A 15,817-nucleotide genomic window follows, 5' to 3' on the forward strand; every position below is an offset into this window, starting at 1 on the left:
GAACATAAGACCCAGCGCCCCTTCTGGCAAGACCCTAAAACCAGGTTCTCAACAAACCCGGCAGCCCCGCCAGCGATGGGCGGCTTATACGCACCACCACACAAAACCGTCAACACCAAAAATGAAGAAAAATCATCGCGACGCCGTGACGCTAAGTCAGCGCTGCTTTCGTGATGTCTAGTGACCTCGTATGACAGCCGCGTGACAAAACGGCTTGCACGCGCAATGCGTCATAAGCGGGCCGCATTCCAGCCTTAGCGCAGATCGGCGGCAGTGGGAGATAACGCGCCAACCCTCTTTGAATTGACTTCGAAGGTTGGCCCGGCAATCTTGCCGCCACCAATAGGCAGACCGTCAATAAGCGCGGCGTGGGGCAAACGCCTTTGAAAAAGGTATCGGATCGGGCGGGGATGAAAGGACAGCGCGAACTCATCACTTGGCTGGGCGATCAGCCACCGATTCGTGGCGACGGCAGCGCTTCGGTGCGCGACCGTCGGGAGATTTCTGCGCGCTGGCTTTCCGGCACAGTACTGACAGGCATGACGTCATGCGTTCTCATGGGCGTCGCTTTGTTTGGCGCGATGGACGGCCGGGAAATCCTTGCAACGCCGCCAGAACTTTGGAGCGGCGACGATGGCTCCGACAATGCCAGCGTCACGAGAATGCACCGGCTCTTGCCACCGCCACCACCTCGCGCGCCGGTCAGTGACAAACGCATCGAGGTCGCGACGCTACAGCGCGAAAACAAAACCGATGTCGTGCGCATGGCCAGCTTCGCCTATGCCGATCTCCGCCTTGCCGCCAATTATTCCCGGTCCACGAACTACCCGCCCTTCGATCCGATGAAGATGTTCGCGGTCGCCAAAATGAAGAGCGAATCGGAGCCAACGGGCGAGATTTACGGCGCGAAAATCGAGAACGCCGTCACGCTTCGCCTTTCCGACTTCCCCCTAAACGGCGAAAGCTACGATACCGATGCGGAACTCTCGGTGGAGGAGGTGGAGAACCTTGTGAGAGACACGGGCGGCCTGCTGGTCGCCGAGGGAGAAACGCAGATCGCGGCTCTGCCCTTCGTCAACCCGCAGCGTTTCGGTGAAGCCGACCCGATCAGCGCCATGCTTGGCGCCATTCCCGATAATGCTCGAATCGTGCCGGAAAACGTCTCCATCGCCTACCAGGACAATCTGGGCCGTCCCAGCTTCAGCGAAAGCGTTCTGACGGCGAAGGAGGAAACCAACCTCCAGGCCTTCATGACCAAAGCGGGCTACGACGATGCCAATGCCAAAGGCATGGTCGAAGCGATTCAAACACTGCTTCGCGGCGACACATTGAAAGCCGGCTCGATCATGCGAATCGGGCTGGAGGAAAACAATTCGAACAGTCGGATCGTTCGCACTTCGCTCTATGACGGACGCGAACACATTCTGACCGTCGCTCTGGACGATCGCGGCCAGTATGTCCCTGCCGAGGAACCCAGCGCGACGCCAACGCTGGAACTTGCTTATGCCGACCAGGAGGATGGCCTGGCAAAAGCTCCGGCCATACTACCGACCCGTGCAACGCTTCCAGATGCATACGATGCGATATGGCAGGCGACAGCAGGCGAAGGCCTTAGCCGAGATATGACCCAGGAACTTTTGAGGGTTCTGTCCGGCGACGTCGATTTCCAGGCGCCGATCAAACCGAATGATCGGATCGCTGTTTTATATTCTCATCCCGATAGCGAGGGTGAAGCGACGCCCGACAGCATTCTGCTTCACGCCAAGATCGCACTTAACGGGACCGAACGGGAATTCTATCGCTTTACGACGTCCGAAGGAGAAACGGATTTCTTCGATGCCGAAGGGCGTTCGGCCCGGCAGTTCCTGATTCGCAACCCTTGTCCCGGCGGTCGTTTCCGCTCCGGCTTCGGCATGCGTCGCCATCCAATCCTCGGCTATAGCCGCCTCCACAGCGGCGTCGACTGGGCCGCTCCCCGTGGGACACCGATCATCGCCTCTGGCAACGGTGTTATCGAAAAGGCCGGTTGGGCTGGCGGCTACGGTCGACAGACGGTCATAAGGCACGCCAACGGCTATAAAACCAGCTACAACCATCAGAGCGCCATCGCCAAGGGCGTGAAAAAGGGCGTACGCGTCACGCAGGGCCAGATCATCGGCTATGTGGGATCGACGGGCCTGTCGACCGGCAACCATTTGCATTACGAAGTGTCGGTGAACGGATCGAAGGTCGATCCGATGCGGGTGCGCCTGCCGAACGGACTGACGCTCAGCGACGAAGAATTGGCGCGCTTTCAGACCGAGAAGTCACGGATCGACGCAATCCTGCGCCAACGTGAAGCGCAGCAGATCGCCGCAGTCGATTAAAAAAGCATCTGCGCCGGACGGCTCGCTCGCCCATCAAGCTCCAGACGAATATGGCGCTCGCGTTAGTCCTCGAACACCACCGTGGTGCCCGGCGCGACCATTTTGGCCAATTCTTTGGCATCCCAATTGGTCAAGCGAACACACCCATGGCTCGATGTTTTGCCGATCTTACTGGGCTCCGGCGTGCCGTGAATGCCATAACTCGGCTTGGAGAGGGCAATCCAGACGGAGCCGACCGGCCCGTTCGGACCGGGCGGGATCGTTAGGATCTTGTCATTTTCGCCTTGTTTGAAGTTCTTCACCGGATCGTATGTGTAGTTTGGATTGAGAGCGATCCGCTCGACCTTCACGGTACCGGACGGCGACGGCGTATCGGATGACCCGATCGTTGCGGGATAACTCGCGATCAGACGTCCAGAGGAATCATAGGCAATTACCTGTTCCCGCCCCTTATCGGCCACGATACGAGACACGCTGCCCGATTGAGCCGCCCCAATATTGGCAACCCGGATGACCTGACCCTGACGACCGAAATCTACACCGGGATTGAGGCTTTTCAGGAAGTCCTCGTCCATATGGAAACGTTCGGCAATAGCTTCGCGCGCCGACGTAAAGCGCATGCCCGGCATAGCGGCTTTTTCGCCGTAGTCCGCGGGTATCGCGGCGACATAAGGTCCGGAGACGTCTTCCGACGTGATCGTATAATCGACGAAAGCCGCCCCGCCCCGCGCTTCCAACGCTTCATCGATAGCGCTTTCATCGGTGAAATCGACGAGTTCGCCTGTCAGCTTGCGCCAGCTATCCATGGCGTAGAGAACATTTTGACCCTTCACGCCATCGATCACGCCGGGTGAGGCGCCGACGCGATCCAGAAGGATCTGCGCTTTTGCAACGGTCATTTTGCCGGCACCCAAAGCGGGCTTGGCCGCCTTTGGCGCTTCCACACTTGGTTCGGCAACCGCAGGCGGATTTCCGACGGTGCCGGTCGCCACGCCTGGCTCCTCTGTTGACGCCACCGCTTCGGGAAGCGTCTCAGTCCCCAAGGGGGCCGGTTGCGGATCTGGTATGACAGGAACCTGCTCCTGAATGGTGGCGCGCCTTTGACGTAGCCGCTCTTCCGTACGTTCGCGTTCCAGGCGCATGGCCCGGCGGATATCGCGCTGGCGCTGCCGTTCCGCCTGCCGCTCGGATCGGATAATATCGCGGACGTCCCGCTCGCGGGGGAGAGGCTCGTAGCGCGGTTCCGGCGGCAGTTCCCGGACGGCCGATGGCGGCTGTACCGTCAGCACTTCACCCGTTCTGGGATCTAGGAAAATCCGCTCTCCATTTTGGCCGATCACGACATCGGCCTGAATCTGGGCGTGAACCGCTGGAGCATTGGCGGCAGATAGAACCAAAGCGCCCACAGCTACGGTTAGAACAGGCAGTCGCTTCATCGAACATCTCCTAATGATCCCGAACCTTATGGTTGAGACAACATGAACCTGGCATGAAAACGACAGAGCGATGCAAAGCGTTGCAGCTTATGTCCCCTTTTGGGACATTCATGGTGAATGAAATGTGAATGCGGGTTGTCAGGGCCGAAAACCCGGCGCGTATGCCCATTCATAAAGATAATTATGCCTTGTTAATATATAATTGAATGGCCTTGGCTATATTTTCGGCGAAAGCGCTGCAGCGGAGGTAGTGATGGCAGAGATGGAAGCACAAACATCGTCAGCCAAAACGAAATATTTGATACTACTGTCAATAGCCGCTATTTTTGCCTTCAGCACGTTTTATTCTCTTCGATCTGTCAACAAGCTTCTCGATAGCGATGCCAGCCACACCGTTGAACAGTGGGCCGACGCTTTTGTGGTCCAGGCTGACCTTATGGAGACGGTGCTCTCTCGCCGCCCCTTGACCGCTGAACAGCGCCAGACTTTGGAGATCGTTGCCAAGGAAGGCAGCGTCTTTCGCTTCAACCTTTATGATGCGCAGGGCAACCTCAGGCTGGTCTCCGACGTGGAGGGGCTTCCCGAAAACGGAGAAAACCTTTTCGAGCACGAACCGGAGCTGGCAGCCCGGCTTCTGCAAGGAGAGCGCATTACCCAACTCCAGGATGGACGCGATAAGCTAGATAGGCCCGATTTCTATGCGGAAACCTTCGTGCCGATTATGCGCGACGGCGAAGTCCGCGGTCTCGTCGAGATATATGTCGATCAAACAGAGCGGCGGCAAATCTTCGCCGAAACGCTTTATCCAAATCTTGGGCTAACCCTTGCCCTGTGCATTATCGCCTTGATGCATACCCTTTATACGGCCCGTCTTCTCAAGAAGGAGAAGAACGCGAGCGACCGCGCATTCCACTTGGCGCATCATGACGGTCTGACAGGCATCGCCAACCGTGAAGTGTTTCATCAACGGCTCGCCGATCGACTGGAAGGCAAGCGACAGGCAGATGGGAAAACCGCCATACACATGATCGATCTGGATGGATTCAAAACCGTCAATGATCGCTATGGCCATGGTGTGGGCGACGAGTTGTTGCGTACCGTCACCGATGCCCTGCTTCAGTCCATGCGGCGAAACGATCTTCTGGCGAGGCTCGGCGGCGACGAATTCGCTGTGATCCAGTCCGATGTCGACGACGAGAATATGGCGCTACGCCTGGCGGATCGCATGGTCGAAGCGGCTCGGGAAATAAAGCGCGTCGGCAATGTCAGTGTTCATGTGACCGCCAGCGTTGGCACTTACATGCTTGCCACGATGTCTGACGGCGAAACTCCCGATTTGGTTTTGTCCCGCGCCGATGCGGCTCTTTATCACGCCAAAGCTCAGGGAAAGGACCAGGCGGCATTGTTCGAGCCGGCAATGGAAAAGCTCGTCCGTTCACGTCAGAAACTGCGTGATAGATTGATCAGCGCTGTCCGGGACAACACTATTGAGGTGTTCTACCAACCTCAGCACGACGCCAATACCGGGACGCTTTGCGGTTTCGAAGCACTCGCCCGGCTGCCGGACGGCGATGGTGACTATATCTCGCCCGACCAGTTCATTCCGGTTGCCGAAGAATTGCGGCTGATGCCGAAAATGGGGGCCTGCATCCTCGAACGCGCATGCCGGACAGCCGCGACATGGCCGGACGATCTCCAGTTAGCGGTCAATCTCTCCGTTCAGCAATTCGAGAAAGACCTGGTCGAAACAGTGAGAACCGCACTATCGCGATCGGGTCTTCGGGCCGATCGTCTTGAGCTGGAGATCACCGAAAGCATGTTCATACACGACCACGATGTGGCGTCTGTCGAACGGCAATTGCATGAGCTCAAGAGATTGGGCATTCAGATCGCCATGGATGATTTCGGCACCGGATATTCCAGCCTCAGCTCACTTTGGCGTTTTCCTTTCGACAAGCTCAAAGTCGACCGTTCCGTGGTTTCGCAGCTCGATCAGAGCGAGACGGTGAACTTCGTGCTGGAAACAATCGCCACGCTTGGCCATACGATGCGACTGCGTGTGACCGCCGAGGGGGTAGAAAACGAAGCCCAGCGCGCGTCTGCGGAACTGGCGGGATGCAACGAAATTCAGGGCTATTTCTACGCAAAGCCTATGAGCAGCGACATGGTCGACGGTCACATCCTGAAAAGCGTGTCGAATTTACTAAGCGACAAAAGACCTGCAGAAACCGCAGCCGCTGAAAGCCAGGTCGCGCGGAAAGCCGCGGGCTGACCACGCCACGCCCGAATCGAAAAGGGCCGCCAAATGGCGGCCCTCGTTAATGAGCAAAGCGCCTGGACGTTATGCCGCCTCTTTTGCGCCCACAGATGCCGTGTCGAAGGTCAGCCGATCCGACCCGGCGCCGACCTGAACCTTTGAACCGTCCAGAATCTCGCCCATAAGAATCTTCTCGGCGAGCGGGTCCTGAAGTTCCTTCTGCATCACCCGCTTCAGCGGTCTCGCGCCATAGGCGGGATCGTAACCTTTCTCGGCGAGCCATTCGATAGCGTCCTCGCCGAGTTCCAGCCTGATTTTGCGGTCGGCCAAAAGCTTCTCCAGCCTCTCCAACTGAATGCGGACGATTGCACCCATATCGGCCCTCCGCAGACGGTGGAATAGAATGACCTCATCGATCCGGTTGAGAAATTCCGGTCTAAACGCGGCTCTCACCACGCCCATAACCTCATCGTGAGCGGCGTCGGTATCTTCGTCCTCGCCTAGATTGACAAGGAACTCCGCGCCAAGATTGCTGGTCATAATAATCAGCGTGTTACGAAAATCGACCGTTCGTCCCTGGCTGTCGGTCAGCCGTCCATCGTCGAGAACCTGCAACAGCACGTTGAAGACGTCCGGATGGGCTTTCTCAACCTCGTCGAACAGAACGACCTGATAGGGCCGGCGGCGAACCGCCTCGGTTAGGACACCGCCCTCGTCGTAACCGACATAGCCGGGAGGCGCACCGATCAGCCGTGCGACGGAGTGCTTCTCCATGAATTCGCTCATGTCGATGCGGACCATCGCGCTCTCATCGTCGAACAGGAAGTTCGCCAGCGCCTTGGTCAGTTCCGTCTTGCCGACGCCGGTCGGGCCGAGGAACATGAAGCTGCCGATCGGCCGGTTGGCGTCCTGCAGGCCAGCGCGCGCGCGGCGCACCGCTTTAGCGACCGCCTGAACCGCTTCGCCCTGACCGACGACCCGCTTGGCGATTTCGTCTTCCATGCGTAGCAGCTTGTCACGCTCGCCTTCCAGCATCTTGTCGACGGGAATCCCCGTCCAGCGGGAAACGACAGCTGCGACGTGGTCCGGCGTTACGGTCTCTTCGACCATCGATCCGGCTTCGCCTTCACGGGCCTCCGCTTCTGCAAGTTTCCGCTCCAGGTCAGGAATCTTGCCATAGGCCAGTTCGCCCGCTTTCTGAAACTCGCCAGAGCGCTGGGCAATGGCCAGTTCGTTGCGCGCTTCGTCGAGTTCGCCTTTCAGATCAGCAGCCAGACCGAGCTTCTCCTTCTCGGCCATCCATGCGCTGGTCAGCGAATCGCTTTCCTCTTCCAGATCGGACAATTCCTTTTCCAGACGCGAAAGACGATCCTTGGACGCTGCGTCGGTCTCCTTTTTCAGGGCCTCGCGTTCGATCTTGAGCTGCATGATGCGGCGGTCGATCTCGTCGAGCGCTTCGGGCTTGGAATCGACTTGCATACGGAGGCGCGACGCTCCTTCATCGACAAGGTCGATGGCCTTGTCCGGCAGGAAGCGGTCCGTAATGTAGCGGTTGGAAAGCGTTGCCGCGGCCACCAGAGCGGAGTCGGAAATACGCACCTTGTGGTGTTGCTCGTACTTCTCCTTCAAACCGCGCAGGATCGAGATGGTGTCTTCCACCGTCGGTTCGGAGACGAAGACCGGCTGGAAACGACGGGCCAAGGCCGCGTCTTTCTCCACATGCTTGCGATATTCATCCAGCGTGGTCGCGCCGACGCAGTGCAACTCGCCGCGCGCCAGCGCCGGCTTCAGCAGGTTCGACGCATCCATCGCGCCATCGGCCTTGCCGGCGCCGACGAGCGTGTGCATCTCATCGATGAAGAGAATGATTTCGCCATTCGCAGCCTGCACCTCGGAGAGCACCGCCTTCAGCCGCTCCTCAAACTCGCCGCGATATTTCGCGCCAGCGATAAGAGCGCCCATATCGAGCGCGAGAAGGCGTTTGTCCTTCAGGCTTTCCGGCACATCGCCGTTGACGATACGCAGGGCGAGACCTTCCGCGATAGCAGTCTTGCCGACACCGGGTTCACCAATCAGGACTGGATTGTTCTTGGTCCGGCGGCTCAGAACCTGGATCGTCCGGCGAATCTCGTCGTCTCGCCCGATCACGGGGTCGAGACGGCCCGCCTTGGCGTCTTCCGTCAAGTCGCGCGCATATTTCTTCAGTGCATCATAGGCTTGTTCGGCCGATGCGGAATCGGCGGTCCGACCCTGCCGGATCTCTTCAATGGCGCGGTTCAGTGCAACCGGCGTCACGCCGGCCTTTTTCAACATATCGGCGGTCTTGGCGCTCTTCTCCACGGCAAGAGCCGTCAAGAGGCGCTCAACGGTGACAAAGCTGTCGCCTGCCTTCTTTGCCAATTCCTCGGCGGTTGCAAAGACCTTTGCGAGCGGCTGGCTCATATAAAGCGACGCGCCCGAACCCTCGACCTGCGGCAGCGCATTCAGCGCAGCATCGACAGCCATTCGAACGGCTTTGGAATCTCCACCGGCACGGTCGATCAACGAGGCTGCAAAGCCTTCCTCATCGTCGATGAGAACCTTGAGAAGATGTTCGGGTAAGAGCTGCTGGTTGTTGCGCGTGACGGCAGCCGTCTGGGCCGCCTGCACGAATCCCCGCACGCGCTCGGTGTATTTTTCCATATTCATTTTTCGGTCTCCTTCCCCTCCCCGGCCCGTCAGGCGCCAGTTTGGTAGATGAATGACAGGAAGCCCTTGAAGGCACTTCCGGTTTCAGAAGAGATATGGGTGTCGTGACGACCAATTCCAAGCGCGTGCACACCGCCCATCGCAAAATTGTGACAGGGCAAAATCGCTGCCGCAGAGCCATCATTCTGACCGCAACAAAAAACCGCGGCGTCTCCGCCGCGGTTTCAAAAATTCGCTTGATAAGATCGGCTTCAGCTATTGGCCGCCAAAGGCAGTTCACCGCTGCCCTCATTCGATCCATCCGACGAGGCTTCTTCTTCGGTTTTCGCAGTGCGGCGCGTTCGGCGGGTTCGCCGAACCTTCGTCTCGCCCTCGGCATCCGCGGCTTCTTCAGCAACCGGTTCAGCTTTTTTTCGGCGTGTGCGACGCGGTTTAGGCGCGTCTTCGGCAGCCTCTTCACCACCACCCGACCGCTTCTCGGCCTCCGCGACGATGTCAGCCGGAGATTGCGCCGCAGCCGGCATCTTCTCGTCGTCCGATCCGTCCGCAGCCTTGTTCGGCGCGTCGGCATCGTCCCCATCCGTATCATCATTGTCCGCGCGGTCATCGCGGCGGTTCCGACGATTATCCGACCGGCCCCTCCGGGGTTTGTTTTCGGAATCGTCGCCACGAGCGTCTACCGCGCGATCCGTCTCATCCGAATCGTCATCATTATCGCGATCGGATGCTTCCGCTTCGCGCTGCGCCTCACGTTGACGCTGCGCTTCGGCATTGGCAGCCATGGCAGCCGCAATGATGCGGTTGTAGTGCTCGGCGTGCTGAAAATAGTTTTCGGCCATCACGCGGTCGCCGGCGGATGTCGCGTCCCGCGCCAAAGTGGCGTATTTGTCCGCGATCTGCTGGGCAGAACCACGAATTTTCACATCAGGACCATTGCTTTCATAACTACGCGAAAGCGGGTTCGGCCCCTTGCGATTATTGCCACCATTGTTGTTCCGCCCACGGTTGCGGCGGTTTTGCTGGTTTGGCCTCATCGATAACTCTTCTTTGAATTCATCCTACAATTGGGATGGAAACCGGCATTCACCGGCCTGCGCCGACGCAACGGTCCCGCCGCGCGTCATGCTCGTTGCGACTGCCATAACGAAACGTCAGACAATCGGTGGATCCGTTAACTCTCGGGTCTCTCGCCGAACGCCCCCAGCCCTACAATGCGTAATTCCTACGATTGTCGACCAACCTGCCGCCACTGATCCCGCTTGCAATTTGAAAGCCGGAGATGGCAGAAGTCGTTTGCTTCATTCATCCGGTGTATTGAACTTAATCACCTTTTTCCGCTTTGCCAAGCCCCATGCCCGTTTGAAGCATTTACTCCGCGATTTGGAAGAGCATGGCCCTCCAAATACCGTTCAAATCACGGTTCCGATCGACACATCGAAGACCCGATGCTTGAAAGATTTCGGCGACATCGTCCTCTTGGTCTCGCCCGATTTCCACCCCGATCTTTCCGCCCGGCCGCAGATGAGACGACGCGGTTGCGGCAATTATCCGATAGGCGTCGAGACCGTCGAAACCGCCATCCAGCGCCAGGTGCGGATCGTAGTCGCGAACCGTTGTGTCCAGTTCCGCGATCGTCCCGCTTTCAATATAAGGCGGGTTGGACACGATGAGATCGAAACAACCTTCCACACCTTCGAACCAGTCGCTTTGACGAATCGAAAAACGATCCGCCAGCCCGTTATTCAAGGCGTTTTTTTCCGCTGTCTGTAATGCATCGGCGCTGAGATCGATACCGAGCGCGACAGCTCTCGGCAGCTCTTTCAGCAGCGCCAGCGCGATGGCGCCCGTTCCGGTGCCAAGATCAAGAATACGCAAAGCCGACTCCGCCTGCTTTTCCATCCTGACAGACTTCAGACAGAGGTCGACGATAGCTTCGGTATCATCCCTCGGCTCCAGCGTTTCGTGTGAAAGTGCCAGTTGGAGACCGTGAAATTCACGCCATCCCAAAATACGGTGAAGAGGCATTCCTTCGGCACGTTGATGCGCCCGCTCCAACACAATGGATGCTATACCGTCATCGACGAGCTGCTCTGGATCGGCCAGCCAGGAAGCCGGTGCGATTTCCAAAAGACCAAGGGTGAGCTTGCGCGCTTCAGCGGGGGCATCATTCACATCACCCTCGGCCAGTACTTGGCGCACTCGCGACAAAAGCTTATCGAGCGTCATTCCATTTCGGCCAGAAGCGCCGCTTGATGATCGGCGATCAGCGCATCGACCAATTCGTCCAGATCGCCCTCTATGACGCGATCCAGCTTGTATAGCGTCAGATTGATCCGATGATCGGTTACACGGCCCTGAGGAAAATTATAGGTGCGGATACGTTCGGATCGGTCGCCGGAGCCAACCTGCGCGCGGCGGGATTCGCTGCGCTCGGCATCGGCCTGGCTGCGCTTGGCGTCATAAAGCCGCGCTCGCAAGATCTGCATCGCACGCGCCCGGTTCTGATGCTGGCTCTTCTCCGATTGGGTCACGACGATGCCGGTCGGCAAATGAGTGATCCGCACGGCGCTATCGGTTGTATTGACGTGCTGTCCGCCAGCGCCCGAAGCACGCATCGTATCGATCCGGATGTCGCTGTCATTTATCTCGACGTCGACATCCTGTGCCTCCGGCAGAACGGCGACCGTGGCCGCCGATGTGTGGATACGTCCGCCGGCCTCTGTCGCTGGGACACGCTGAACGCGATGAACGCCCGATTCGAATTTCATCCTGGCGAAGACGCCGCGGCCCGAAACCTCCGCGATGATCTCCTTAAAGCCGCCTGCCTCGCCTTCCGACATCGTATCGACCGAGACCTTCCAGCCCTGGCTGGCGGCATATCGCTCATACATGCGGAAAAGATCGCCGGCGAATAGCGCCGCTTCGTCGCCGCCGGTTCCCGCCCGAATCTCGAGAATGACATTGCGGGCGTCGGCTTCGTCCTTTGGCAGCATCTGAATACGAAGGGCGTCGGTCAGTTTCTGGATACGGTCATCGAGGGCGTCAGCTTCGGCTTCGGCCATCCGCCGCATCTCGGCGTCGCCGCCTGCCTCGTCCAGAAGTTCGTCCACGCCTGCTCGCTCCGACTGAGCGTCACGCAGTTCGCGGATGGCCGCGACGACCGGCTCCAGTTCGGCGTAATCGGCCGCCGCCTTGCCATAACGCTCGGCGCTCGGCCCGGCGGCCAGTTCCGCTTCCAGCATCTGAAATCGCTTTTCCACAGCGTCGAGCCGGGCTTTGGGAAGAGCCTCCATCATGATCAGAGCGTCAGCCCGTTCTTCTCGGCGTAATCGGCCAGGAAGCGGCGAATATTCTGCTTTTCCGAATGATCGATCGCCGCGTTCAGCTTCTTGCCGAGATCGTCGAGATCGACCTCACGCAATGTCGCCTTCACTGGACCGATCGACGCCGCGCTCATCGACAGGGTACGGAAACCGATACCGGCAAGCGCCAGAGCCATGATCGGACGTGACGCCATCTCGCCGCACAGCGATAGCGGGATCGAAAGCCGCCCGCATTCTTTCACGATATGGCGGAGCGCCCTCAAAAAAGTGCATGAGAGAACATCGTACCGGTCGCCGACAACAGGATTGCCGCGATCCGTCGCCATGATGAACTGGAACAGATCGTTGGAGCCGACCGACACGAAATCGACCAGCCCGGCAAGTCGGTCCATCTGCCAGATCAGAGACGGCACTTCCAGCATCACGCCAACCAGCGTTTCACTCGGCAGATCGTAACCGTGACGCGTCAGATAATTTTTTTCGCGCTCGATAAGATCACGCGCCTGCTCGATCTCGGTAATTTCTGTAACCATCGGCAACATGATAGAGAGCGTCTGCCCTCGTCCGGCGCGCAACAGAGCACGGATTTGCGTCCGGAACAGTCCAGCGCGATCGAGCGTCAGCCGGATCGCCCGCCAACCCATAGCGGGGTTATCCTCATGCGGCGCGTTGCGGAAGTACGGCAGAACCTTGTCGCCGCCAATATCGAGCGTACGAAAGAGGATGGGTCTGTCGCCCGCTTTTTCGATGACATCGCGGTAGAGTTCTTCCTGCCGGTCCGCCCGCGGGAAGGTGGATGCGACCATGAACTGCAACTCGGTGCGGAACAGACCGATGCCGTCCGCGCCCGATTCTTCAAGCTGCGACATGTCGACGACGAGCCCGGCATTCATCATCAGCTTGATGTCGATGCCATCGCGGGTGCGTGCCGGCTTATCGTGCAGCGCCTGGTAGAGCTCCTGGCGTTTAGCGCGGAACCTGACCTTCTCGGCGTAAAGACTTTCCAGATCTGCCGGCGGGCGAAGATGGACGCGTCCCTCGTCGCCATCGACGATGATCGCGTCGCCGTTTTCGCTCATGGATACGACGCCGCGGGTCTGGCCCGTAACCGGAATACCCATGGCCCGCGCGACAATAGAGATGTGGCTCGTGATCGCACCGTCTTCCAGCACGAGACCGCGAATGCGGTCGCGCGGATAATCCAGAAGTTCCGCAGCGCCCATCGTCCGCGCGACAATGACATTGTCGTCGGCAGCCAGCAGAGCGTCACGCCCGGCCCCGACAAGCTGGCGCAGCAAGCGGTTGGCCAGATCGTCGAAATCGTTCATCCGCTCGCGAATATACGGATCGGCGACATGGATCATGCGCGCGCGGGTATCGTTCTGCACCTTCTCGACCGCGCCCTCGGCGGTCAATCCGTTCTGAACCGCCTCCTCCAGCCGCCGCACCCAACCGGTATCGTGGGCGAACATGCGGTAGGCCTCAAGCACCGCGCGATGCTCGCCATCCGCCGAAATTTCGTCGCGGTTGAGCATATCGTCGATCGATATGCGCAACTGGCCAAGCGCGTCGTGCAGACGCGACATTTCCAGCTCGACATCCTCGGCGAAAAGATTGGTCACGACGATGCGCGGTTCGTGAAGAACGACGTAACCGAGACCGACCCCGTCCGAAATCGCCACGCCATCGAAAGTGATGGGCCGACGCATGTCCAGTTCGATACCGGCGCGTGACAGATTGGCCAGATCGCCGCTGGCCATCATCTCGGCGAGCACCATGGAGACGGTCTGCATCGCCTCCAGCTCTTCTTCCCGATAGACGCGCTTGGTCTTGTTCTGAACCGTCAGGACGCCAAGCGTTCGGCCAGCTCGCAGCACCGGCACGCCGAGGAAGGACGAGAAGGCTTCTTCGCCCGTTTCCGGCAGGTAGCGGAAAGCCGGATGCTTCTCGGCTTCCGGCAGATTAAGCGTGCGCGCGCTTGCCGCAATCGTACCGACAAGGCCCTGCCCGACACGCAATGATGCAAGGTGGACAGCCATCGGGTTCAAACCCTCGGTGGCATAGAGTTCGAGCACCTCATCGGCGCGGAGGACGTAAAGCGAGCAGACTTCCGCCACCATGTTGCGAGCGATTTCCGCCACGATACGGTCGAGCCGGGTCTGCGCATCCAGCGGCTCGGCCATGAGCTCGCGTAAACGTCGAAGCAGGACGCGTGGGCCGACCGCGAAGTCCGTCATGACTCGTCCCTCCTCTTGTCCCTGCTTCGTTGAATTGATGGATTTCGGTCGTAAAGGCCAGCGGCCTGTTACTTGCGGTCCAGACCGTAAGCCGCATGAAGCGCGCGCACGGCCAGTTCGGTATAAGCGCCGTCGATTAGTATCGAAATCTTGATTTCCGATGTCGTTATGGCGCGAATATTGATGTTACGCTCGGCCATGGCCTTGAACGCGGTTGCCGCCACACCAGTATGGCTGCGCATACCGATACCGATCACCGAAACCTTGGTCAGGCCTGCTTCGCTCTGAATGGCGTCGAAACCGACCGTTCCCTTCGTGTCTTCCAGAATCTTGACGGCCCGCTCTAGGTCGCCGGACGGAACCGTGAAGGTCATGTCGGTCGCCGCACCATCCTCGGAGATATTCTGAACGATCATGTCGACATTGATATTCGCGTCGGCGAGCGGCCCGAAAATGGCTGCTGACACGCCCGGCCTGTCAGCCACGCGCCGCAGAGAAATCTGGGCCTCTTCCTTGGCGTAGGCGATGCCTGTCACGGTTTCCTGTTCCACGATCTCGTCCTCGTCGCAAATGAGCGTTCCGGGTGGGTTGGCGAAATCGCCCATTCCCGGCGCATCGGGATCTTCGAAAGAGGAGCGGACGAACGTCCGCACACCCTGTGTCATCGCCAGTTCGACCGAACGCACCTGAAGAACTTTCGCGCCCAGGCTGGCCATTTCCAGCATTTCCTCAAAGGTTACGCGTGGAAGGCGCTTTGCCTTCGGTTCGATCCGGGGGTCGGTCGTATAGACCCCGTCCACATCGGTATAAATGTCGCAGCGATCGGCCTTCACCGCTGCAGCGATTGCAACGGCGGACGTGTCCGATCCGCCGCGCCCGAGTGTCGCGATGCGGCCATCCGGCCCGATCCCCTGAAACCCGGCGACAACGGCAACCTGACCTTGGCTCATTCGCTCGATCAGCCGGTCGCCATCGATGGATTCGATTCTCGCAGCGCCGTGCGCATTGTCGGTTTTCAGCGAGATCTGCCAACCCTGCCAGGATCGTGCATCGACCCCCATCGATTGCAGCGCGATGGCCAGCAGGCCACTCGTCACCTGCTCGCCGGACGCGACAATGGCATCATATTCGCGCGCGTCATAGAATGAGGCGCCAGCGCCGGCGACCTTCGGCATCTTTTCGACCCATCCAACCAGCTCATTGGTCTTGCCAGCCATGGCAGAAACGACCACAGCCACTTCGTGACCGGCGTCGACCTCGCGCTTGACGTGGCGCGCGACGACATGAATGCGGTCCAGATCGGCCACCGAAGTGCCGCCGAATTTCATCACGATGCGCGCCATTTTGGGCGAAACTCTCCCTTTGGATCGGGGACGACAGGGCCGGACCGGTTGGGTGCTTTGCCAAGGCCGGCCCATGAGAAAACACGCCGGTGGGCAGACCGGCGTGACCGGCGGTTCCATAGCCAAAAGCCCCGAATGAAGCAAGCGCGCCAGCTTGACTTGAGTCC

At 59.1% G+C, this 15,817-nt stretch carries 9 protein-coding genes; 2 read left to right on the plus strand and 7 right to left on the minus strand.

Annotated features, from left to right (window positions below):
* The first annotated feature begins 410 nt into the window (after positions 1–410).
* Positions 411–2,366 (plus strand): M23 family metallopeptidase, encoded by a 1,956-nt coding sequence (locus NIM86_RS10950; RefSeq protein WP_253382052.1) that lies wholly within the window; start codon positions 411–413, stop codon positions 2,364–2,366.
* A 62-nt stretch (positions 2,367–2,428) separates the two neighbouring features.
* Here NIM86_RS10950 and NIM86_RS10955 read toward each other — a convergent pair whose 3' ends face one another.
* Positions 2,429–3,802: a L,D-transpeptidase gene (locus tag NIM86_RS10955; protein ID WP_253382054.1), complete on the minus strand. Its 1,374-nt coding sequence runs from the start codon at positions 3,800–3,802 to the stop codon at positions 2,429–2,431.
* A 253-nt stretch (positions 3,803–4,055) separates the two neighbouring features.
* Between NIM86_RS10955 and NIM86_RS10960 the strand changes: the two genes are divergently transcribed.
* The gene (locus NIM86_RS10960) at positions 4,056–6,074 is read left to right on the plus strand and encodes a bifunctional diguanylate cyclase/phosphodiesterase (RefSeq protein ID WP_253382056.1); all 2,019 of its coding nucleotides are present in this window, start codon (positions 4,056–4,058) and stop codon (positions 6,072–6,074) included.
* Between the two features lie 69 nt (positions 6,075–6,143).
* Here NIM86_RS10960 and clpB read toward each other — a convergent pair whose 3' ends face one another.
* The 6 genes from clpB to NIM86_RS10990 form a co-directional block, all read right to left on the minus strand.
* A complete protein-coding gene (gene clpB, locus NIM86_RS10965; RefSeq protein ID WP_253382058.1) occupies positions 6,144–8,747 on the minus strand; it encodes an ATP-dependent chaperone ClpB in 2,604 nt (867 codons plus the stop codon).
* Between the two features lie 251 nt (positions 8,748–8,998).
* On the minus strand, positions 8,999–9,781 hold the full coding sequence (locus tag NIM86_RS10970) for a DUF4167 domain-containing protein (RefSeq protein WP_253382060.1): 783 nt from the start codon (positions 9,779–9,781) through the stop codon (positions 8,999–9,001).
* 334 nt (positions 9,782–10,115) lie between these two features.
* Complete coding sequence (gene prmC / locus NIM86_RS10975) at positions 10,116–10,973, minus strand: peptide chain release factor N(5)-glutamine methyltransferase (protein WP_253382062.1); 858 nt, start codon at positions 10,971–10,973, stop codon at positions 10,116–10,118.
* A complete protein-coding gene (gene prfA / locus NIM86_RS10980; protein ID WP_253382615.1) occupies positions 10,970–12,040 on the minus strand; it encodes a peptide chain release factor 1 in 1,071 nt (356 codons plus the stop codon). Before prfA ends, prmC begins: the two co-directional genes overlap by 4 nt.
* A 5-nt stretch (positions 12,041–12,045) precedes the next feature.
* Positions 12,046–14,307 (minus strand): phosphoenolpyruvate--protein phosphotransferase, encoded by a 2,262-nt coding sequence (ptsP, locus tag NIM86_RS10985; RefSeq protein ID WP_253382064.1) that lies wholly within the window; start codon positions 14,305–14,307, stop codon positions 12,046–12,048.
* A 68-nt stretch (positions 14,308–14,375) separates the two neighbouring features.
* Positions 14,376–15,650 (minus strand): aspartate kinase, encoded by a 1,275-nt coding sequence (locus tag NIM86_RS10990; protein ID WP_253382066.1) that lies wholly within the window; start codon positions 15,648–15,650, stop codon positions 14,376–14,378.
* Between the last annotated feature and the right edge of the window lie 167 nt (positions 15,651–15,817).

The sequence above is a fragment of the Notoacmeibacter sp. MSK16QG-6 genome (genome assembly GCF_024158145.1).
Classification (GTDB): domain Bacteria; phylum Pseudomonadota; class Alphaproteobacteria; order Rhizobiales; family Rhizobiaceae; genus Notoacmeibacter.